This is a genomic window from Bacteroides sp. AM16-24 (assembly GCF_003471885.1).
Classification (GTDB): Bacteria; Bacteroidota; Bacteroidia; order Bacteroidales; family Bacteroidaceae; genus Bacteroides.
The window spans coordinates 14,264-35,487 of sequence record NZ_QRKI01000019.1; the positions used below are offsets into that span (position 1 = coordinate 14,264).

The following is a 21,224-nucleotide window of genomic DNA, read 5'->3' on the forward strand; positions in this document are numbered from 1 at the left end:
ATAGTTCACTCTTATAACTTATTCGTTATTTCTTCAAGTACCACCGAATCAAGCTTTACTTTTACCATCCCAATCGGGTTAAATCGGGTTTTAGCATTCAATTTTCGGGGGTCTTTCATCCATGCAGTATAAACAATCGTATATATATCATTCCCTTCCGGTATCAGGCAGAGAGGAGTACGCATTGTCATCCACCATCTTTTTACTTTGGAATCAATAGCAAGATAACGGGCAGGCATCCAGTTTAAACCATCTTTAGATAATGTATAGCCTATTTTATTAGGTAACTTCAAAGATTCCGGTCCACCATCGAAAACAGCAATATAAAGGCCATTTGACAATTGTGATACAATCGGATTCTCAACAAAAGAAGGGTGGATGGTAACTAGAGGATTCACATCTTCACCCATCCTTGTCCAAGGTCCCTCCATTATTTCCGACTGTGCCAGTCCTACATACCAGGCTTTCTTCTTTTTACCACCGCGTAAGGGATAATCATCTTTTGTTTCGAAAGGAAATGCCCCACTGATAAATCCATGCCATTTATCCTTCACCTTGAATGGGTAGAATGAAGCAACTCCCTGGCGTCCTTCCCAAAGCTGAGAATCCAGTCCCGGTTCAATGATGATACCCAGATCGCGATAAGGACCACCGATACCTTCAATCCCTTCCACCTCAGATTCGCACCGCCATATACGCCCGAACGAATGATTAGGTTCGATCTCTCGGTCCGTTGTATATGCCAAATAAAAGCCATTCCATCTGTTCTCTTTTTCATTGAAGACAGCATTGAATGACCATATTGCCGAACGGCGGTCATTCATTGGATTATCTTCATGTACCAATGCATAAACTCCGCTGGATTCAAGAATTGTAGACTGACGGGTCCATGTTTTAGCATCCGGGCTTGTCCAATGCCCAATCTTCGTTTTAACCCTGTCATAGTGCATATGTGCTCCCGGCTCTCCTGCACGCTCCGTAGGAAACATATGATAAATACCGTTTACTTTCACTGCTGATCCAGCCTCAAACCCACCCAGAATATTTTCTGTCCCGGGCATCCCTTCACTGACAACAGGCTCATCCGCACCCCCTACTATCGTAAACAGCGGTTTATTTTCAGTAAATCCATCTATATAAAAGGCCGGATAATCCAGAGCATCTTTCAACTTCGCATCATAACTGGAAATCTGCTGTTTAGCGGGAATGGCACCTAACAATACAATATGAAAATCCACCTTATCCGGAATAGTCATAATATACGTTCCTTTGCGAAAGGAAACAGCATATACATCCATAGCAGGAAGTTCAGTTATGCTAACCGCATTTTCGATCACTGGTTTTACTGGAATATCCCCTTCTCCAAAGTCTATTTGCGATAATTGCGAAACATCAGTAGTTTTCAACCCACGTCTCGGAGTAATGCCAACCAGCAATTTGACATTCTCTCCAAAACGGACACGCAAAGTTGCTGATTTCATATTTCCGTCAGCATCCAATGGCAGTCTGATTCCTGCAAGTCCCGATAATTCCGGCGATATTTTCAAGATACTTCTGTAACTTCCGGAAAAGGGGTTTCCATAAACAGTAGTTTGATAGGAAGAAATTTCCTGTGAAAGAATATGCATTTTAGCAGATGGCATTCCCTCCATCCGGTTATTTTCCACTTGCGAAAACACTTGCCATGGAAAAACGGCCCACAACAGTAATAAAGATAAGTTCTTCATATCGCTTACTTTTCTTTTATGATTTCAATTTCAGGTTGAATATTTTTAAATTCGATATTTTTTGTCCTCTCTCCCTTCATATAAACGTATAATTTATTTTCAGGAAGCGTAAATCGAATATTGTCTAATAATAAGTCTCGCCCATCAAGCAAATTTATGACATTATCATCTGAGGTAATGGAAAGGTCACGCATGGTGAAACCTTTAAAATCATTCATTGTAGGAATCAGTTTTTTGCAATATATGCTTCCTGACTCTATCACCACGTTACTGAATGGTTGCTCTGGAATTCCATTAGCTACAATCAGTCGTTTAGCAGACTCTATTATAAAATTCCGGATATGTATATTCTTAACTTCAGGTGTAAGTTCCGTTATCGGACGCAAAGGAAGACGTTTAGCCAGATCTCCCATAAATTGTGGAGTACCAAGTAAATCCCAAACAAATGCATCTCTCACATTTATCATCCTGAAATTCTCATAGAACAAATTCTCAGAAACACCGGCACGCGGTCTCCGGGTCTTAAAACGTATCCCAATCTGAGTTCCGTCAAAGACACATCCATAGGCATATATATTTTTAATACCTCCCGCAGTTTCGCTTCCAATAGTAACACCTCCATGCCCGGCTTTTGCTATACAATACCTGATTATTGCATTTTCTGTCGGTTTACCTATCCTTAAACCGTCTTTATCCCTTCCGCCTTTCAGCGCATAACAGTCATCCCCACAATTCATGGTACAATATTCTATCAAAACATTCTTGCAGGATGTAATATCAATGCCATCCCCACTTGGAATCCCGACAGAATTCACTGTAATTCCTCTTATTATCACATTTTCACAATAGATAGGATTAACATTCCAGAACAAACATCTTCCGATAGTTATACCTTCAATCAAAACGTTTCGGCAGTTAATGGGTGAGATCACTTTGGGTGCAAAAAAGCGTCGTCCTTCCATTCCATCAAAAATGCGTTTATCCACTTCTGCAGGAAACTCTTTTTCAAGCCAGGCTATACTGTTAGAATTCTTTCGAACCGGTACATCCATTTGAGGTCCATAAATATGTCCTTTACCTGTTACAGCAATGTTATCCTCGCCACAAGCATAAATAAATGCACCAGCTCCCATAATTTCTATTCCTTCATGGGCAGTAAATACACTCGGCAAATAATCTTCCGCATTTCCCGAGAATTCTATTTCAGCCCCTTCATCAAGATACAGATTGACATTACTTTTCAGAATAATACGCCCCGACTTCCATTTTCCCTCAGGTATAATCAGTTTTCCCCCTCCCCTATTACTGATTTCAGCAATTAACTGATTGACAAGTTCAGTAACAGGCTCACTCTTCACAGCTCCTCTCTCCTCTATATTTACCGAATAATCAGGAAATACAGGATACTTCAACAGTGGAATATTGAAAGGATTTCTCTGGTATGGTGCAATAGTCGAAGGCAACATCTCCGCCCCAACCTCACTCAATGAAGATATATTGTCATCTTGTGCCATGGAAGTCACTACATTGGATAAGGTAAAAATCATACATAAGAAAATACAATTCTTTAAAAACATAGTTTATTTCAATTTAATATCTAAAATTTCTGCAATAAATACTTTACTAATTCCGGGATAATTCCTTAAAACATTATTTCAACCAAGCACTTATACATTTCCCTACCCAAATGCTCTGCCGATTCTTTATTAAAATGAAGTCGGTCGTTCAATAGCTCCGCATCAGACATATCTATCAGATAAGCATTTGAATCTTCCTCTGCCAGGCGGCGCATACCTGCCTCCACCTCACTGCTATAAGATTTATTGCTTCTGGCAACTGTGCCGAATATAAAGGGGAGCTTCGAATAATCCTTGCCTGTTTTCTGACTTAAATGTGTGCGCACATAAGTGACTACAGCTTTCAGATTATCATAATAATCTTTTCCCTTACGCTGATCACTCTCCCCCTGATGCCAAAGAAAAGCATCAATGTGGTATCCTTCTTCCAACTTCGAAAGAGTTTGATCAATGCAAATATCTATTTCCTGAATAAATGACAATAAAAGTGATCTTCCTCCCTTAGATGTCGACTCTGTTTGAGATAGCCATTCAGAATCTGCCGACCAATATCTTCCTTTTACAGAATCATAATTAGGAGCAATAGAGGTTCCGCCAACTGCCCATTTAATCACATAAAATTTATCTTTTAATAACTGTTCTAGCCAATAATAGGTCACAGCATCATAGGCCCACAAGCTATTTCGCTCACTTCGCGCAGCCCGAGGCCAAAAAGGGATGAATTTTCCGTCCGGATCATTCTGTGCAATCTGGCAATAAGAATATGCCCCTTCGGAATACTCTGCAGTATCTTTTGCCAATGCTTTAATATAATCCGGTAGATCCTTATTTGAAGTTCGCCCGTCAGTATTCGACTGACCGGCTGTAATAATCACATGAACTGGTTTGGAAGCAACTACATTGCAACTACTTGCAACAAAAATAAGAACAAAAATAAGATATTTCATAGCTTGTTTCATTGAGTCTTCATTTTCTTGTTTGCACTTTTCAATCCCTTGGAAGAAGCTGTAATTCTCACTTCACCAGCCATTCGGTCCGAGCGTAAAACAGCCATCACAAAACCTTTATGTAATGCCTTCTGATTTCCTGAAAACAATTCATCCGTCGAATGGTCACCATTATCTACTGCAATAAGTTTCGCTGATCCTGAAATTTCAAACACAACTTCGCCTTCATAGCCCGGCACTACCCGTCCTTTACTGTCTACAGCATATACTCTCACATACTGCAAATCCATTCCACCGGACTTCCAGTCTGTGTTTTCAATCTCCATCTTCAAAGCTGTAGCTTTTCCGGTAGTCTCCAATGTATGACGAGCAACCTCTTCCCCTCCATTACGAGCTATTGCCACAACATTACCTCCCCTTCCATAAGGCACATTTTGCCAATATATCATATTGCGACGCTGTATATTATCCCGGATATTCTTTTGAATCCCCAAAGACCTACCATTCACCAACAGTTCCACTTCATCGGCATTTGTATAAGTAAATAGGTTCTGTTTACTTCCTTCTGTTCTATTCCAATGTGATGAAAGAGGCATACGTCCGACAATCACATCATTCCACTCAACACTTTCTCTTTCACTATCCACTACACCGATATGTACCAAAGGCTCATCGCAGAACGCACTTTTAATCAAATATGCTTCAGGATAAGGTTCAAGGGTATGGCTAAAGAATGAATAGTTCCATCCTTTCTTCGGCCAACCATTCGATTCTCCCCAATATTCAATAGCCCCCCAATAGGCAATTCCTACCATTTTCTCCCTATCCATTCCAAAGAAAGGGGCAGTAAGTTCGTTCGTCGTAGCTTCACTCTGATAGATAATCAGATCGGGATACGTTTCCAGATATTTGGCATAATCCATATACCGATAGTTGAAGCTCGCAATTTCCGTTACCGCAGACAATTCAGGAGGAATTATTTTCTCATTGAAATCCGAATCATGTCGATTAATAGCACCAGCCCGCGAAGGAAACATAGCTACAGTTGTCTTCCGTGTAGCATCATAACGTTTAGTAAGCGTATCAAATATTTTATAAGTAGTGACTCCCCAGTCACCGGTAGGAAATCCTGCCAGATCTTCTCTCATCTGCAATTCATTTCCCAAACTCCACAAAATTACAGAAGGGTGATTGCGGTCACGTTTAATCCATTCAGGAATCAATTGATACCACAATTGGGTAAAAGGAACTCTTCCTCCCCAATACGAATTACTACTACTCCATTTATCAATCAACTCATCTACAATCAGGATGCCATACTTATCCGCCAATCTCAAATAAGATTCCGAATAGGGATTGTGTGATGTACGTACATGATTATAACCAAATTCTTTCAATCGCTTGAACTGCCTTTCAATGGCTTCATCAAAAACGGCTGCTCCTAAAGCTCCCAAGTCATGATGGATAGCAATACCTTTCAGAAAGACTTTTTTTCCATTCAGTTTAAACCCTGATTCTTTTGAGAACTCCAGAGTACGGATACCAAAAGTTTCAACCACACGGTCAACCACCGTTCCATTATGAGAAAGCACGATCTCTGCTGTATAAAGATTAGGTGTCTCACATGACCAAAGTTGGGGGTTCTCAATCTTAATTGACGGTAAAGATAATTCTACTGTTTGCAGTTTGGACCTTTCAGGAGTAAACATTCTCCCTTCTGCCACCTGTTTACCATCAGGGGCAAATACCTTCGCATAAATTTCAACATTCAGAGGTTTGCCGCAAAGCCCTTCCACCTCTACCTGTACACTGACATCAGCACTCTGTTCTGTAATTCGGGGAGTAGAAATAAATACGCCATGACGGGCTATGGCAATACTATCCTTCACCAACAAATGTACATTCCTATACAAACCACCACCCGTATACCAACGAGATCCCCCCTTCTTACCTGTAGAGGCGCACACAGCTACTACATTGTCTTTATCATAATTAAGTAGTCTGGTAATATCTGTCTCAAAACCAAGATAGCCATAATCCGTACTTCCTACTTTCTTTCCATTCAGCCACACATCTCCAATCAGCATAATACCTTCAAAATCAAGAAAGACTCTTTTCCCTTTCCACGCAGGATCTACCTTAAATATTTTACGATACCAACCGGTTCCCATATCCTTAAAGCCGCGTGCACCTCCACCCGACTTACTCCAAGGCTGCTCTATCTGGAAATCATGTGGCAAATCGAGCGTGCGCCAACTACTGTCATCATAGTCTACCGCCTGTGCCCCTTTCAGATCACCAGCTTGAAACTTCCAGTCAAAGTTAAACAACTGCGACACCCGCTTACCTGTTTCAATGTCTTGGGCAAACGCCGCTACATATTGAAAGAACAATAAAGTAAATAAAACAATTTTCCTCATTTTCAATCATTTTTATGCCTGCCAGTTATTTCATAACAGACGTGTTTTTATAGTTTTACTTATTTAAGATTTACTTCTATCACCCCTCCATAAGGATTAAAGTCAAAAACGGCTTTATCTGTATGAAGTAGCACAGGCAGTTTCTTCCCATCTTGTCTGACGGAAATCTTTTTTATCTGCTTTCCTTTAATAACCAGCGTCAACGGTTCTATAAATAACTCCTTATCCAAAGTCAATTCCGGAGTTATTCTTAAATGATTTTTTTCACATACAATATCCAACTGAGTCGCTCCCTTTTCTTCAACATAAGCTGCCACTTCACGAAATGTCCCAACCCAGATTTTATCCTCCTTCGCTTTTACTTGATCCAAATGATCCCAGAAGCGTTGTGGATCACGAAAAGCATCATAACCATAGGTCAGGCCATGCGTCATCCCTACCCCCCAATCATTAGTTTCTATTAAAGTATTTACCCAAGCTTCCAGGTTCTGAGGAGTAGATTTACTACCGATAGAACGTTGTTTGGTTCTTGTACCTACCCGGTTCTGAACAGCAATCTTCTTAGCCTCTTCTTTCTTATTGTTATTAGGATACACAAAAGTGCGGGGCATGACTCCTGTATTGGCAAAGATGGCACTATCGTTCTTATAAATATCCTCTCTGATTTCCTCTAACGGAAATCGGGCAAAATTCTTATGTTTCCAACCATGATTCGATATCTCATGTCCTCTGTCCGATAAGTCTTTCACTTGCTCCCAGCTCATCCTCGTGGTATCCGTAGTTAGTCCACCATCGCTATTAATCTTAGAACCATTAATAGCAAATGTACCCCGGAATCCCCTTTTCTCAAACTGAGGAGCAACCAATGAATATTGTTCTGCCAAACCGTCATCGAATGTATAACTGATAGCACAAGCCTTATCACCTTTGTACGGAGCAATAGACAAAGTATAGTGTTTTTTTAAAGCAGTCTGAACAATAAGAGTGTCTTGTCCACTCATGCAGTAATGAATTACCCCCTTCTTTGTGAAAGTTATCTGTTTGGCATTTACCGGCATCCCAATACCCAGTGCAAGCAAAATCACGAATAGCTGTCTCATATCCTCTATTTTTCAATAATATTAAAATGTATCGCAAACTTAGCACCATATAAGAAAAGAGGCAATGTAAAAACAGACAAAAACATAGAAAATCGTGCTTTTCATCAGATTCCAGTACTCCCAGCCTTTCTTGAAACGCACTTGCTCCGTACCAACACCGTACTTTCTCCGTGTAGAGGTACCTCTGAGTGGAGAATGTACGGAGCAAGTACTGTTCGGATACAACTCAGGTATGGACAGGGTATAAATAGCGCACAAAAACAAATATTACATGCATCTGTACATACCTCTATATAACAAATGATGTAAATGCCCTACTTTAGCGGTGATTTTTTCAGTAGGATTCATAGAGATCGGATGACAATTAATAATCAATACTTTAATTATATGAAAAGAAGATATACCTTTTCCCTGCTCTTGTCAGGAGCACTTCTTTTTTCGTGTGCACACCCCCGACTTGATACTAATAACTTTGAATGGGGAAAAATCCCTCAACAACCGGACTTCTCTTGGACAGAGAATGTAGGTAGCCGGCAATTACCGGATAGTAGTACAGTGGTATCCGCTAACTCCTTCGGTGCTGTTGCCGATAGTACAGTTCTTAGTACAGATGCCATTCAAAAAGCAATAGACAGTTGCGCACTCTCCGGAGGAGGAACCGTTACGCTGCAACCGGGTTATTATCTGACAGGAGCACTCTTTGTTAAAAGCGGGGTTAATCTGCAAATAAGCAAAGGCGTGACCCTGATAGCCTGTCCTGATATTCATTGTTATCCGGAATTCCGCTCGCGCATTGCAGGTATTGAGATGGTATGGCCCGCAGCAGTAATCAACATCATCGGCGAAGAGAAAGCATCTGTCAGCGGTGAAGGGACTCTGGATTGCCGGGGTAAGATATATTGGGATAAATACTGGGCTATGCGAAAAGAATACGAAGCCAAAGGGTTACGCTGGATCGTGGATTACGACTGTAAGCGCGTCCGCGGTATCCTTGTTGAAAATAGTTCGGACGTCACTCTAAGTAATTTCACATTGATGCGTACCGGTTTTTGGGGATGCCAGATTTTATACTCTGACCACTGTACAGTAGACGGATTAATTATTAATAACAATATTGGCGGACGTGGTCCCAGTACGGATGGCATCGATATAGATTCATCCACAAATATCTTGATAGAGAACTGTGAAATAGACTGTAACGATGATAATATATGCCTGAAGGCAGGCAGAGATGCCGACGGTTTACGCGTGAACCGCCCTACAGAAAATGTAGTGATACGCAATTGTATCGCTCACAAAGGTGGAGGATTGATTACATGCGGCAGCGAAACTTCCGGCAGCATACGCAATATACTGGCTCACGACCTCAAAGCCATGGGGACTTCGGTTATATTACAACTAAAGAGCGCCACAACCCGTGGCGGAACCATCGAGAATATTTATGTAACCCGGGTAGAAGCCGAAAATAACCGCAGAGTTCTTGGAGCCGAGCCTAACTGGAATCCTAAATACAGCTATAGCACACTGCCTGAAGAGTATAAAGGCAAAGAAATACCGGAACATTGGCAAACAATGCTCACCCCGGTAGATCCTCCGGAGAAAGGCTACCCTCATTTCCGTAACATATACTTATCTCACGTCAAAACAACCAATGTAAGGGAATTCATTTCCGCTTCCGGTGAAAATGACTCATTACGTCTGGAGAATTTCTATCTGCATGCTATTGAAGCACAAGCTCAGAAGGCAGGAATGATCCGCTTTACACGGAATTTCAACGCGACAGAAATAAAGCTCGCAGTACCGGAACCTCATTCTATGCTGTTAGAGGAGAATGAACAGAGTAATGTCCAGATAGAATATGTAAGGCCTGTCAGCTATCAAAATACTGTTGAGAATCAAGCTAATTAAAATATAGCTCCTTTATATCAGATGGCTCTTGCTGGATAATACATGATCCAACAAGAGCCATAATCATATATTCCCCCTTCTTCCACACATTAACACATTTTAGTTTTATTCCTATAGGGACTTCTTTCTCCTCCCCTGTCTTTAATTATGAACTATAAACTAGACTAAATTAAAACAGTATGAAACAACTTTGTAAACAAATGGCGGGAGCTGCAGCTATTCTCTTCATCCTTGCCGCATGCAGTGAGAACAATTCCAATTATCCCGAAGAATATGTAGGCTTTGACAAGACTACCAAGAATTATTCATTCGACAGGAGTAAAGATGTTGAAGAGTTCGACATTAAAATTATCGCTGCGGAGAAGAAAAAAGAAGACCGGGAAGTCCTTATCAACGGAGTTAGTATGCCAGGACAAACAGTCGTATTCAGTATCGAGGATAAAAAGATTATTATTCCTGCAAAAAAGAAATCTGCCAATCTGCACGTGAAGATCTATCCCAAGAAAATTAAAAATAAGGCAGAGTTTCGTATCGTCTGTATCCCGCAGGACAAGGAAGCGAAAAGAACACAAATCACGGTCTACCTGCAACCCAAATAACCTAAACCTGACTTTCACTATAATAAATAATGAGAATGAATCAGCAAAAGATGCAATTTCCCAAATAAAAAAAGGATTTAGCGTAGGGAGTTTTTTCATTTCACCTGTCTTTATAGAAAAGAAAGATGAAGAACATGGAACAAGATTTTGAAAAAATACTCAACAAACTCGTAGCCTCCACCCGTTCGCCGAGAGGAAAATTTTCCAAAACTAACAGTTGGATACTTCTAGAAAAACGGTTACCACGTCTGCAACACCGCATTCTTCCATTGCGCACTATGGCGAATGCAGCCGCCGTTGCCGTGCTTTGCGTACTGGGATGGTGGGCATACTATATGTTCGCCCCGGTACCATTGCAAACCGTATCCACGCTGGCAGAAACACGTAGTATAACATTACCCGACCAAACGGAAATTGTACTGAACCGCTACTCTACCCTGACTTACCCCGAACGGTTCAGAGGAAAAGACCGGAAAGTACAATTGCAGGGTGAAGCTTACTTCGAAGTCAGTAAAGATGCGGCACACCCTTTCAAGGTAAAGGCCGAAGCGGTTATAGTACAAGTTTTGGGTACTCATTTCAATATCGAAGCCTATCCCGAAGATGCGCAAGTTAAAACAACGTTACTGGAAGGTTCTGTTGCTGTCAGCCTTATCGGTAAAGAAGAAGAACGCCTGGTACTCTCACCTAACGAAAGTGCTATCTACAATAAGGATAAAAAGAACTTAACTTTACACACCGAAAAGGATGCATCGGAAGAGATTGCCTGGAGAAACGGAACACTACTTTTTAAAAGTATTCCTCTGCAGGAGATTGTCCGGCAACTTTCCAATGCTTTTCATACGGACATTCGTATAGAAGATGCTGACTTGCAGAACTACCACATGACGGCTACTTTTTCTAATGGTGAAACATTGGAAGAAATCCTTTCTTTGCTTTGTCGCAACCAAAAGTTTGGATACACAAAAACTAATGACACTATAACAATCACACAAAAATTAAACTAGAATGAAATCTTCTATCTGCTCACCCCGCACCATCAGGAAATTATTCCTGATGGGAGCGGTTCTCCTCTCGACCTGTACTCTGCAAAGTACGCTCGTATTTGCCACTTGTGTTTTACAGGCCAATCCTTCACAAACGCGTTTTAGTATTAAACTACAAAATGCCACACTGGAAGAGTTTGTGAAACAAATGGAACAAAAAACCGGTTACAGCTTCATCTATGGAGAAGAAGTACGCTTGAATAGCCGTATCACATTGGCTGTCCGCGATCTCACTATCAATGAAATCCTGCGGAAGGCTTTTGAAATGCAGCCTATAGGCTTCGAAATATCAGGAAAACATATTTTGCTACATAAGCGGCCCATGCCGCAGAAAACCGTAAGCCGACGGTTCACGATCAGCGGATACGTGACAGACGGAGCGTCTTCCGAGACGCTGATTGGTGCCAATGTTCTCGATAGTCGTCAGCGTGTGGGCACTGCCACCAATCCTTTCGGTTTCTATACCCTCACCTTACCTGAGGGAGATGCAGAATTAAGTTTTTCGTATTTAGGGTACGAAACACGGCACAGTTCGTTCCCGCTAAACCAAGACACCGTGCTCAATATTCGCCTGAACACTAATAACGAACTGGCGGAAGTGATCATACTTTCGGACAAAAAGGAAGCCGGCATCCAAGCCACCGCCATGGGTGCACATGAGATTCCCATGGCACAAATACAACATACACCCGCTGTACTGGGAGAGGCTGATATATTGAAAACCATCCAGCTAATGCCAGGCGTACAGGCAGGAACCGAAGGCTTCTCCGGCTTATATGTGCGTGGCGGAGGACCGGATCAGAACTTGATATTGCTGGACGGTATTCCTATATATAATGCTGACCATCTATTAGGTGTCTTCTCTATCTTCACACCCGAAGCTGTGAAAAAGGTTACACTGTTCAAGAGTTCTTTTCCGGCACGCTATGGCGGACGTCTCTCGTCTATTGTAGACGTGCGTACCAACGACGGGGATATGAAACGTTATCATGGTGCACTGAGCATAGGTACACTCACTGATAAAATACATTTGGAAGGACCTATTATCAAAGATCGCACTTCTTTTTCGCTTAGTGGACGTACCACACACACAGCTTTTATGGGAAAAGCTTTCAGCAGTGACGGTGATGAGTTCAATTATTACTTCTATGACCTCAATGCCAAAGTAAATCATAAGTTTAACGATCGCAGTCGGCTTTTCCTGAGTTTTTATCATGGAAAGGATCACTATCACTATAACTTCAAAGAGAGTTACGGTACTAGCGATTGTTATGAAAGCAAAAATGGGCTGAACTGGGGAAATACAATCGTTGCAGGACGCTGGAATTACGTATTTACCAACAAACTGTTTAGCAATACAACCGTAGCTTTCAACAGCTATCGCATGATCTTAAAAGGCAAAGCAAAAGAAGAAAATATCTACTCTCCATCACACTCCTACTTCTATCAATACGATTCAGAGTATCGTTCAGGAATCCGTGACTGGAGTTTCCGGACAGACTTCGACTATACACCTATTCCTTCACACCACATTAAGTTTGGTGTAGAATACCTATACCATACCTTCCGTCCGGAAACCAATACTTCGAAAATGAAAGAAGAGGAGAATGGCGTAACTGAACAAGATACCTTGTATAATAGTATTTCGAACAGTTACCTGCACGGACATGAGGCTTCTGTTTATGCAGAAGATAATTTTGATATAGGTAGCCGTACCAGTTTAAATGCAGGAGTACACGTTTCTCTGTTCAATACACAGGGGAAGAATTATTTCTCCATACAACCGCGACTTTCCGTTCATTATCGCTTCGATCATGATTTCTCAGTAAAGGCATCTTTCTCTCAGATGGCTCAATATGTACACCAACTCTCCTCCACTCCACTCGCCATGCCCACAGACTTATGGGTACCTATTACCAAAAACATACGTCCTATGCGTGCTAACCAATACTCTTTAGGCGGATATTATACCGGAATCCGGGGGTGGGAGTTCTCCATTGAAGGATATTACAAACAGATGCGAAACGTACTGGAATACCAGAACGGGGTTTCTTTCTTTGGCAGTTCAACCAACTGGGAAGAGAAAGTGGAAATGGGTGAAGGTCGTTCAATGGGCATAGAGTTCATGGCGCAAAAGACCATAGGCAAAACCACCGGTTGGTTGGCATATACCCTGGCTAAAGCAGATCGCCAATTCAAAGACGGCAGTATCAACGATGGTGAGCGTTTTCCCTATAAATACGACCGCCGGCACAGTATTAGCCTCTGCCTGAACCATAAATTCAGTGAACGCATTGACATTGGAGCTTCCTGGATATACAATAGTGGCGGAACAGTTACCTTACCGGAGCAGCAAACGGTCATTCTCAAACCTGATGGCAGCATAGAACAAACTGACTACATCTCCAAACGTAATAACTACCGCCTACCTGCCAGTCATAGATTGAACATTGGAGTGAACTTCAACAAGAAAACCAAACATGGCATGCGAACCTGGAACATCAGCCTCTACAATGCTTATAATTCAATGAACCCAACACTCGTTTATGGCAAACGGCGCGATTATGATTACCTCTACTATAAAGATGAATACGGTAAATACACAGGTGCCTATAATACATCAAAGCTATTCATAAAGAAAATAACTTTGCTACCGATCATTCCATCTGTCACCTATACATACAAGTTCTAAGATATGACAACAAATAACCATAAAACCGGAAACAAAAAAATGAAAACAAGGATTTGCTCTTTGCACCTTATTATATATATAGGTATCATCCTTTTCTCCACCTCCTGCGAGAATGAAATCCCCTATACCCCGGCTCACAGTGAGCCACAACTCATTATGAACGCCCTCCTTGATGCAGGAGAACCGGAAAACTACGTATATCTCAACCTAAGTGGTACACATGGCCTCTCACACGTAGAAGAAGCTACTGTAAACCTATATATCAACGGGAAGCTTGTCGAAAAAGCGGAAGAACTTCCCCCACTCAAGCCTATTGGCAGCCTGGATATGGTCTACGATCCTAATGCACCCCTCAATAACCTCCCGGAAATAGCAAAACGCAAAAAATTCCGCATCACTACTCCTTTGAAAGCCGGTGAGCAAATCTGTCTGGAGGCCATAGCTGAAAATGGCAAATATCATACAACAGCCGAAGTTACCGTTCCTTATCCGGTAAGCTCCATCCAAATAGATACATGCCTCATCCCCATCAGAGTGTACAGCGGATGGGAACCTCATCGCCAGTTTAAGATTACCCTGCAAGACCGTCCTAATGAGAAAAATTACTACCGCTTGGACATTTGGAATGACATTGCCGTTCACGGACAATACGACAGCCGCATAGATACCGTCCTCTATGCCAGAGAAACAAGTATCATCAATCGAGAAGATGTGATACTGACAGATGGAAAACCCAGCAGCAGTGAAGACGATGAAGATGATTTATTTGGTAGCTACATTGAGAATAAATATAATGTCTTTACCGATGACCGCTTTTCTGATGCTACCTGTACATTGAAGGTTTATACTCAACTTTATCATGATTACAATTTATGGCTTTATAACGTCACTCGCCGCTCCAAAAGTATCACTGTCCGCCTGCTCAGCATCAGTGAAGCTGAATTCCGCTATTTAAAAGCCCTAAATACTCTGGAATCGGGCAATTATGAAGAGGCACTCATGGAACCGGTCATGATACCAAGCAATGTAAAAGGCGGGCTCGGATTTGTAGGGATCAGTTCGGAAACAAGAATAACAATGCAACTGCCCGATGAGATTATTGACAATGAAAACTTGCCACCATATACTCAATAAGATTATACCATGAAGCATTATATTCTTCTCTTGTTAATAACCGTGTCCTTCTGTTCCTGCCGAAGTTCGCGCAGCATGCAGAAAAATGTCTACCCGATAGGCTATTTATATTTTCACCAAGCGCTTGCTACCATTATGCTTAACCGTGCGCGATAACTATATTACATTCATATTACAAAAAAGACCTAAAACAATCAAAATAACATCATATAATTGATATATATCAAAAAATAGTCACCTTAGCATCACTTTCTTTCTTTTTCACTTTTGTGTTATAAAACATATTTCTATATTTGCACAGGTAAAAAGAAAAAGCTAAGCGCTTAGAGCTGTTTTCAATAGGTATTAGATTTTTAGAGTTAGAATTGTTTTTAGGTATAACAAATTAAAAGTAGGTATTATGAAACGTTTAGGATTAACATTAATGGCAGCAGTCTGCCTGACTGCTACGACATTTGCAGCAGGAAATCAACCTACAACTGCAAAATGGGATGGTAACATCAACGTAACCAAGTTGAGTAAATATTTGAATTTATCCGCTGACCAGCATGAAGAAGTAGCAAACATTTGCGATTACTTCTCTACACAGATGGAACGCGCTACAGCTGCCAAGAAAGATCAGAAAAAGAAACTTCACAATGCAGTTTATGGAAACTTGAAGTTGATGAGAAAAGCACTGACTGACAAACAATATGCTGAATATGCAAGAGTATTGAATGTCACTTTGCAGAACAAGGGTATCGAAATGAAATAATTTCATGTCGATAATTAGGAATATCCTTTTTGATTAATAAATAAATTGTAAAAGAGGGTGCTGAACATCACGTTTAGCACCCTCTTTCCTTTATCAACACTATCTATCTATAACAGGAGTTTATGTCCATTTTTACCTACACGCTTACACTCATGCGCTGCATCGCCCTGTTCATCGGCATTGAGCGGTGGTGTAGGCAAAGAGAAACAGAGTGTAGGCAAATTTACCTACACTCCATATTTCATTCTGTTTGCCACTTGCTTTCACCGGTTCGGAAACAGTGTTTATAGGCATCACCGCTTATGTTTATTAGATTAGCACTGCATGTTTATTTCACTGACAGTCAATATTTAGCATTTACCACATCCGTAAATCACCTGCTTCGCAGCTGTGAATATCCTGCTTCACGAATGTAAATCTTGTGCTTCACATACGTGGTCAATACAAAATAAAGAAGATGGAAGCAAAGAAAAAGGTATATGAATACAAAGAGAAAGGCGTGCTATACGGTAGCAAACGTCTTTACCGGGTAAGATTGATGCATGTTTTTATTCAAACAGACCGGATTTCAACAATGCAAGTTCTTTCGCGTGCACTCAAAATGCCGTTGTTTATCATTTAATAGTATAGCTCAATCAATCACACAGCATTACTTTCCTTTCAAAAAAAGATCAGGATAGTCTTCTTTTTACGCTTAACAAACCATCATATTGCAAAGGAGAGCGGATAAAATAACATGTGCCTATAGGCCGCAATCATCTTATTTTTCCCACTCAATCCAATTATAAAGCCACATAGCCATGAAGACAGCTTCTTATTCAATTTTTATTTATTATATAATTTTGATATAACAAATAGTTCTTTTAACTTTGCAACAACAAATATAAGTAATCATTAACAGTAATCCACAATTTACGAAGCACAATGAGAAAGCTTTTACTTCTGGGGATTTGCATCTCTTTTCTTCTCCCCACAGCCATGCAAGCGCAGTATATGCGCTCATCTTACTTTATGGACGGTAGCAGTACCCGTATGCAACTAAACCCCGCAGCGCAACCAAAGCGTGGCTATATCAATCTACCCGTTATCGGGTCATTGACCGCCGAGGTATCCTCTAACTCTTTGGGTATCCAGGATGTTATTGACGTCTTTGACTCCGACGGAGAGTTTTACAACAATGATAAGTTCTACAACCGCCTGAAAGGAATGAATGAGCTGAACATCAATCTTAATACGGATGTCATCTCTTTCGGATTCTATAGAGGCAAGGGATTCTGGTCATTCAATGTAGGAGCACGTGTAGATGTGGATGCAACTATTCCTAAAACCATGTTCGAATATCTGCGTGCTACAGATGCGGAAGATTTTACTTGGGGAAGCGGTAGAACCTTTAATATTCAGAATGAAAAACTGCGCCTGAACTCTTATATAGAAGTTGGAGCAGGCTATTCACGTGCCATAAACGACCGTCTGACTATAGGTGGTAAAGCCAAACTATTGTTAGGTGTCGGAAATTTGAATCTGAAGATCAACCAACTTTATATGTCTGGTAAAGAAACAGGATTAGACTCCGAATTCCAACTAAAATCAGATGCTTATCTGGAAGCTTCTGCTAAAGGTCTGGACTTGGAAGAAGAAAATGGATACATCACAGATCTGGACTACAATAATTTCGGTATCAGTGGATACGGAGCAGGCTTAGATCTGGGAGCAAGCTATCAAGTGATGAAGAACCTTACGTTCTCTGCTGCCATCCTCGACTTAGGTTTTATCTCTTGGGGTAAATCAAGCACCCAGATAGCCGAATCAAACAAAGATATCGCTATTGATAAAGATAATTACAGTGAATCTACTGATGTACTGGACTTTGAATTATACGGTTTGCAGAAGAAGGAGAATAAATCCCGCACCACTTCTTTATCCCCGACTATGGTTTTAGGAGGAGAATACGGATTCCTGAATAATAAACTGGGAGTAGGATTATTATCAACTACCCGCTTCGGACAGCTAAAGACATATTCCGAATTGACTTTATCCGCCAATTATCGTCCGAACACTTTAATCAACGCTACATTAAGTTACTCCATGCTTCAAGGTGGTGAAACATTCGGCTTTGCTTTCAAGGTAGGTCCTTTGATGCTGGGTACTGACTATATGTTTTTCGAAAATAATTCCAAACATGTAAATGCTTTCATCGGACTTTCTATTCCTTTGGGAAAGAGGAAGATATAAGAGCTACGAAGCTACGAGCTACAAGTAACAAGTGCCTTTCGGAATGAAAGCGCAGCTACTTGTAGCCTGTAGCTCGTAACCTGTAACTATTTTATCGTCACCATCGTCGCTCCGAAACCATATTCCTGGAAAGAAGCATCCTGATGCCGGAAATTCGGATATTTACGTTTCAGTTCTTCCAGCAATGCTTTGCGCAACACACCGTCACCTTTACCGTGAATAAAAACAATGCGCTGTTCACGTTTATTCTTATATTGTTCCAGAACTTCCCGGAATTTGTCCAGCTGGTAATTCAATATTTCGCTGTTACTCATTCCTTTAATATCATCCAGCAATTCTCCGATATGTAAATCGATCTCGATGATACCATTTTGTCCACTGCGCTTCACAATTGGCTGGGACTTTGGTTTATCTTCAGTTTTCTTTTGCAGCAAAGCAGACTGTAAATCTTCAGCTGATACATACACTTGTTTGGTAGGAACATCATCTTTCACTATATCATAAATCAGTGCAGGGGTCTCAAAGAATTCTGATTCCTGGAACGTGTGTAGCTTATAAAACTTCACCGTATCTATGCGAAGTTCTACACTGACTGCCGGCTTCAAAGCAAAAGAGCGATCCTCTTTAAAAGCGATGAACTGTACTGCAACATGTTCACGGTCATTCAGCTCCACCTTCTCAAATTCCTCCAGCAGCAACTTCGTATTCGGCTCTACTATTCCATTGGAACGGACATTCCATGCTTTTCCTTCTGCACAGAGGTAAGTATAATACAGATAGTAATTACTATCATTCACCAGATAAGATTCAAAAGGAGTAGTACTGACAGCCTTAATATCTTCCGGTACAAAAGCCAGAAAAACATTTAGAATATCTCCACCACGCATTTCCGGCTGACGGTAAACAGATACCTGCGGTTTGGACAAGCGCTGCATCTCACTTTCTTCCTGAACCGAGTGAGAAATAGAAGAACGTACCGGCTTCTCCTCCGCTTTCTTCGGAGTTGCTTTCGGCACCGGCCGGGTCATATTATAATCATCCGTATCAATTACTACGCACTCACGCATGGGCATCGGAATATCAAAGCCATCAGCATCTTCCACCAATACAATATCCTTCCCCCTGAATCCTTTCACGATTCCTCCGCCGATTTCATTGAGGAAGCGTACTTTATCACCAATTTTCATCATATCATTTACAATTTAGCTATTTACAATTTATGATTGAAGTTGCTTAAACAAACAATCGTTCTACAAAGATACGGCAACTCAATAAAAAAAGATAGAAAAAAGACGATAAATATCCGTACCTTTGCAGCCCGTAAAGAAGTTTATCATGAAAGAAGATCCAAAACATATCCGTATCAGCGAATTCAATTATCCATTACCGGATGAGCGTATTGCCAAATTTCCTCTGCCAGTACGCGATCAGTCCAAACTCCTGGTCTACCGTCACGGCAAAGTTTCCGAAGATCGCTTCACTTCACTTTCATCCTATCTGCCGACAGGGAGTCTGATGATATTCAATAACACAAAAGTAATACAGGCACGACTGCACTTCCGCAAAGATACCGGTGCTCTGATTGAAGTATTTTGCCTAGAACCCATTGAGCCAAACGACTACGTCCTCAATTTCCAGCAAACCGAACACGCTGCCTGGCTCTGCATGATCGGTAATCTGAAGAAATGGAAAGAAGGCACGCTAAAACGGGAAATGACCGTAAAAGGGCAACCGATAACTCTGACTGCCACTCGTGGTGAATGTCATGGCACCAGCCATTGGGTTGATTTCCGTTGGAATAATCCGGAGATTACTTTTGCCGATATTCTTGAAGTATTCGGAGAACTCCCCATTCCGCCATACCTGAACCGGGATACTCAGGAAAGTGACAAGGAAACCTATCAGACTGTTTATTCTAAAATAAAAGGCTCCGTAGCTGCTCCTACTGCCGGACTACACTTTACCCCCCGTGTACTGGATGCTCTGAAAGAAAAAGGAATTGATCTTGAAGAACTGACATTACACGTAGGTGCAGGTACTTTCAAACCCGTTAAAAGTGAAGAGATTGAAGGGCACGAAATGCATACGGAATATATTTCCGTGTCACGCGGAACCATTGAAAAGCTGATTGCACACGATGGAAAAGCAATTGCAGTAGGTACTACTTCAGTAAGAACACTGGAAAGCCTTTACCATATCGGCGTTACTCTACTGAAAAATCCGGATGCCACAGAAGAAGAACTTCACGTCCGCCAATGGCAGCCTTATGAAACAGCTGAAGAAGCTGCGAATATCACATCTGTAAAAGCCCTGCAAGCTATACTCGACTATCTGAACCGTCACGATATGGAAGCCCTGCATACCAGCACGCAGATCATTATTGCACCGGGCTACGACTACAAGATTGTATGTGCCATGGTCACTAATTTCCATCAACCGCAAAGTACATTGCTATTGCTTGTCTCGGCTTTTGTAAAAGGCAATTGGCAAAAGATATATGACTTCGCATTAGGTCATGGCTTCCGTTTTCTGAGTTATGGAGATTCTTCATTATTAATACCGTAAAATTATGAACAGCGATAACAACCAAGAAATGTTTCCTATTGTCGACGAACAGGGGAATATTACAGGTGCCGCTACACGTGGCGAATGCCACAGTGGTAGCAAACTCTTACATCCGGTCATTCACCTTCACGTTTTTAATTCCAAAGGCGAACTGTATATGCAGAAACGTCCCGAATGGAAAGATATTCAGCCGGGAAAGTGGGATACTTCCGTAGGAGGACATGTAGACCTGGGCGAAAGTGTAGAAATGGCTCTAAAGCGCGAAGTACGTGAGGAACTGGGCATTACTGACTTTACTCCCGAAACCATTACGAGTTACGTTTTTGAATCTGCACGCGAGAAAGAGCTTGTCTTTGTACACAAAACGGTTTACGACGGTGAAATCACCCCCAGTGACGAACTGGACGGCGGACGATTCTGGACCGTAGAAGAAATTAAAGAGAATATGGGGAAAGGCATATTCACCCCTAACTTTGAAGGAGAGATTGAAAAAGTACTCTCACTAAAATAAAAAATGGGAAGC

At 41.3% G+C, this 21,224-nt stretch carries 17 protein-coding genes; 10 read left to right on the forward strand and 7 right to left on the reverse strand.

Annotated elements, in window-relative coordinates; translation table 11 throughout:
* Positions 1-11: 11 nt before the first annotated feature.
* The 5 genes from DW182_RS18270 to DW182_RS18290 all read right to left on the reverse strand — a co-directional run bounded on the left by DW182_RS18270 (position 12) and on the right by DW182_RS18290 (position 7,771).
* Complete coding sequence (locus DW182_RS18270; protein WP_233564186.1) at positions 12-1,727, reverse strand: hypothetical protein; 1,716 nt, start codon at positions 1,725-1,727, stop codon at positions 12-14.
* 5 nt (positions 1,728-1,732) lie between these two features.
* Positions 1,733-3,274, reverse strand: a complete 1,542-nt coding sequence (locus DW182_RS18275) for a glycoside hydrolase family 28 protein (protein ID WP_233564187.1) — start codon at positions 3,272-3,274, stop codon at positions 1,733-1,735.
* 95 nt (positions 3,275-3,369) lie between these two features.
* Positions 3,370-4,263, reverse strand: a complete 894-nt coding sequence (locus DW182_RS18280) for a sialate O-acetylesterase (RefSeq protein ID WP_233564188.1) — start codon at positions 4,261-4,263, stop codon at positions 3,370-3,372.
* Positions 4,260-6,671, reverse strand: coding sequence for a glycoside hydrolase family 2 TIM barrel-domain containing protein (locus DW182_RS18285; protein ID WP_118296432.1), 2,412 nt, complete (start codon positions 6,669-6,671; stop codon positions 4,260-4,262). The genes DW182_RS18280 and DW182_RS18285 overlap by 4 nt, the downstream gene beginning before the upstream one ends.
* A 59-nt stretch (positions 6,672-6,730) precedes the next feature.
* Entirely contained in the window at positions 6,731-7,771 is a 1,041-nt protein-coding gene (locus DW182_RS18290; RefSeq protein WP_118296433.1) for a polysaccharide deacetylase family protein, read from the reverse strand.
* A gap of 387 nt (positions 7,772-8,158) precedes the next feature.
* On the opposite strand from DW182_RS18290, the gene DW182_RS18295 reads away from it, so the two are divergent.
* The 6 genes from DW182_RS18295 (at position 8,159) to DW182_RS18320 (ending at position 15,904) form a co-directional block, all read left to right on the forward strand.
* Positions 8,159-9,679, forward strand: coding sequence for a glycoside hydrolase family 28 protein (locus DW182_RS18295; RefSeq protein ID WP_118296434.1), 1,521 nt, complete (start codon positions 8,159-8,161; stop codon positions 9,677-9,679).
* Positions 9,680-9,858: 179 nt separating this feature from the next.
* Positions 9,859-10,278: a hypothetical protein gene (locus tag DW182_RS18300; protein ID WP_115503525.1), complete on the forward strand. Its 420-nt coding sequence runs from the start codon at positions 9,859-9,861 to the stop codon at positions 10,276-10,278.
* 125 nt (positions 10,279-10,403) lie between these two features.
* Entirely contained in the window at positions 10,404-11,285 is an 882-nt protein-coding gene (locus DW182_RS18305; protein WP_199678622.1) for a FecR family protein, read from the forward strand.
* Between the two features lies 1 nt (position 11,286).
* Positions 11,287-14,016: a TonB-dependent receptor gene (locus tag DW182_RS18310; protein WP_118296435.1), complete on the forward strand. Its 2,730-nt coding sequence runs from the start codon at positions 11,287-11,289 to the stop codon at positions 14,014-14,016.
* Positions 14,017-14,055: 39 nt separating this feature from the next.
* A complete protein-coding gene (locus DW182_RS18315) occupies positions 14,056-15,150 on the forward strand; it encodes a DUF4249 domain-containing protein (RefSeq protein WP_118296436.1) in 1,095 nt (364 codons plus the stop codon).
* 400 nt (positions 15,151-15,550) lie between these two features.
* Positions 15,551-15,904, forward strand: a complete 354-nt coding sequence (locus DW182_RS18320; RefSeq protein WP_118296437.1) for a hypothetical protein — start codon at positions 15,551-15,553, stop codon at positions 15,902-15,904.
* 171 nt (positions 15,905-16,075) lie between these two features.
* Here the strand turns inward: DW182_RS18320 and DW182_RS22725 are convergent, their stop codons facing one another.
* Entirely contained in the window at positions 16,076-16,198 is a 123-nt protein-coding gene (locus tag DW182_RS22725) for a hypothetical protein (RefSeq protein ID WP_255421303.1), read from the reverse strand.
* 163 nt (positions 16,199-16,361) lie between these two features.
* Between DW182_RS22725 and DW182_RS22190 the strand changes: the two genes are divergently transcribed.
* Entirely contained in the window at positions 16,362-16,526 is a 165-nt protein-coding gene (locus DW182_RS22190) for a hypothetical protein (protein ID WP_158580816.1), read from the forward strand.
* 302 nt (positions 16,527-16,828) lie between these two features.
* Positions 16,829-18,136, forward strand: coding sequence for a DUF5723 family protein (locus DW182_RS18325; RefSeq protein WP_118296438.1), 1,308 nt, complete (start codon positions 16,829-16,831; stop codon positions 18,134-18,136).
* A gap of 86 nt (positions 18,137-18,222) precedes the next feature.
* Here DW182_RS18325 and DW182_RS18330 read toward each other — a convergent pair whose 3' ends face one another.
* Positions 18,223-19,323: a DUF2027 domain-containing protein gene (locus tag DW182_RS18330; RefSeq protein WP_044154571.1), complete on the reverse strand. Its 1,101-nt coding sequence runs from the start codon at positions 19,321-19,323 to the stop codon at positions 18,223-18,225.
* A 148-nt stretch (positions 19,324-19,471) separates the two neighbouring features.
* Here DW182_RS18330 and DW182_RS18335 point away from each other — a divergent pair, with 148 nt between their 5' ends.
* Both DW182_RS18335 and DW182_RS18340 read left to right on the forward strand, forming a co-directional pair.
* The gene (locus DW182_RS18335; RefSeq protein ID WP_118296481.1) at positions 19,472-20,701 is read left to right on the forward strand and encodes an S-adenosylmethionine:tRNA ribosyltransferase-isomerase; all 1,230 of its coding nucleotides are present in this window, start codon (positions 19,472-19,474) and stop codon (positions 20,699-20,701) included.
* A 4-nt stretch (positions 20,702-20,705) separates the two neighbouring features.
* On the forward strand, positions 20,706-21,212 hold the full coding sequence (locus tag DW182_RS18340) for an NUDIX domain-containing protein (protein ID WP_118296439.1): 507 nt from the start codon (positions 20,706-20,708) through the stop codon (positions 21,210-21,212).
* Positions 21,213-21,224 lie beyond the last annotated feature (12 nt).

What these genes read in the sequence shown, in the direction of transcription:
- DW182_RS22725 (WP_255421303.1), bottom strand. Translation starts at nt 16,198, where the DNA reads ATGCCTATAAACACTGTTTCCGAACCGGTGAAAGCAAGTGGCAAACAG.
- DW182_RS18290 (WP_118296433.1), bottom strand. Translation starts at nt 7,771, where the DNA reads ATGAGACAGCTATTCGTGATTTTGCTTGCACTGGGTATTGGGATGCCG.
- DW182_RS18320 (WP_118296437.1), top strand. Translation starts at nt 15,551, where the DNA reads ATGAAACGTTTAGGATTAACATTAATGGCAGCAGTCTGCCTGACTGCT.
- DW182_RS18340 (WP_118296439.1), top strand. Translation starts at nt 20,706, where the DNA reads ATGAACAGCGATAACAACCAAGAAATGTTTCCTATTGTCGACGAACAG.
- DW182_RS18275 (WP_233564187.1), bottom strand. Translation starts at nt 3,274, where the DNA reads ATGATTTTTACCTTATCCAATGTAGTGACTTCCATGGCACAAGATGAC.
- DW182_RS18270 (WP_233564186.1), bottom strand. Translation starts at nt 1,727, where the DNA reads ATGAAGAACTTATCTTTATTACTGTTGTGGGCCGTTTTTCCATGGCAA.
- DW182_RS18285 (WP_118296432.1), bottom strand. Translation starts at nt 6,671, where the DNA reads ATGAGGAAAATTGTTTTATTTACTTTATTGTTCTTTCAATATGTAGCG.
- DW182_RS18315 (WP_118296436.1), top strand. Translation starts at nt 14,056, where the DNA reads ATGAAAACAAGGATTTGCTCTTTGCACCTTATTATATATATAGGTATC.
- DW182_RS18280 (WP_233564188.1), bottom strand. Translation starts at nt 4,263, where the DNA reads ATGAAACAAGCTATGAAATATCTTATTTTTGTTCTTATTTTTGTTGCA.
- DW182_RS18330 (WP_044154571.1), bottom strand. Translation starts at nt 19,323, where the DNA reads ATGAAAATTGGTGATAAAGTACGCTTCCTCAATGAAATCGGCGGAGGA.
- DW182_RS18310 (WP_118296435.1), top strand. Translation starts at nt 11,287, where the DNA reads ATGAAATCTTCTATCTGCTCACCCCGCACCATCAGGAAATTATTCCTG.
- DW182_RS18305 (WP_199678622.1), top strand. Translation starts at nt 10,404, where the DNA reads ATGAAGAACATGGAACAAGATTTTGAAAAAATACTCAACAAACTCGTA.
- DW182_RS18295 (WP_118296434.1), top strand. Translation starts at nt 8,159, where the DNA reads ATGAAAAGAAGATATACCTTTTCCCTGCTCTTGTCAGGAGCACTTCTT.
- DW182_RS22190 (WP_158580816.1), top strand. Translation starts at nt 16,362, where the DNA reads ATGGAAGCAAAGAAAAAGGTATATGAATACAAAGAGAAAGGCGTGCTA.
- DW182_RS18335 (WP_118296481.1), top strand. Translation starts at nt 19,472, where the DNA reads ATGAAAGAAGATCCAAAACATATCCGTATCAGCGAATTCAATTATCCA.
- DW182_RS18325 (WP_118296438.1), top strand. Translation starts at nt 16,829, where the DNA reads ATGAGAAAGCTTTTACTTCTGGGGATTTGCATCTCTTTTCTTCTCCCC.
- DW182_RS18300 (WP_115503525.1), top strand. Translation starts at nt 9,859, where the DNA reads ATGAAACAACTTTGTAAACAAATGGCGGGAGCTGCAGCTATTCTCTTC.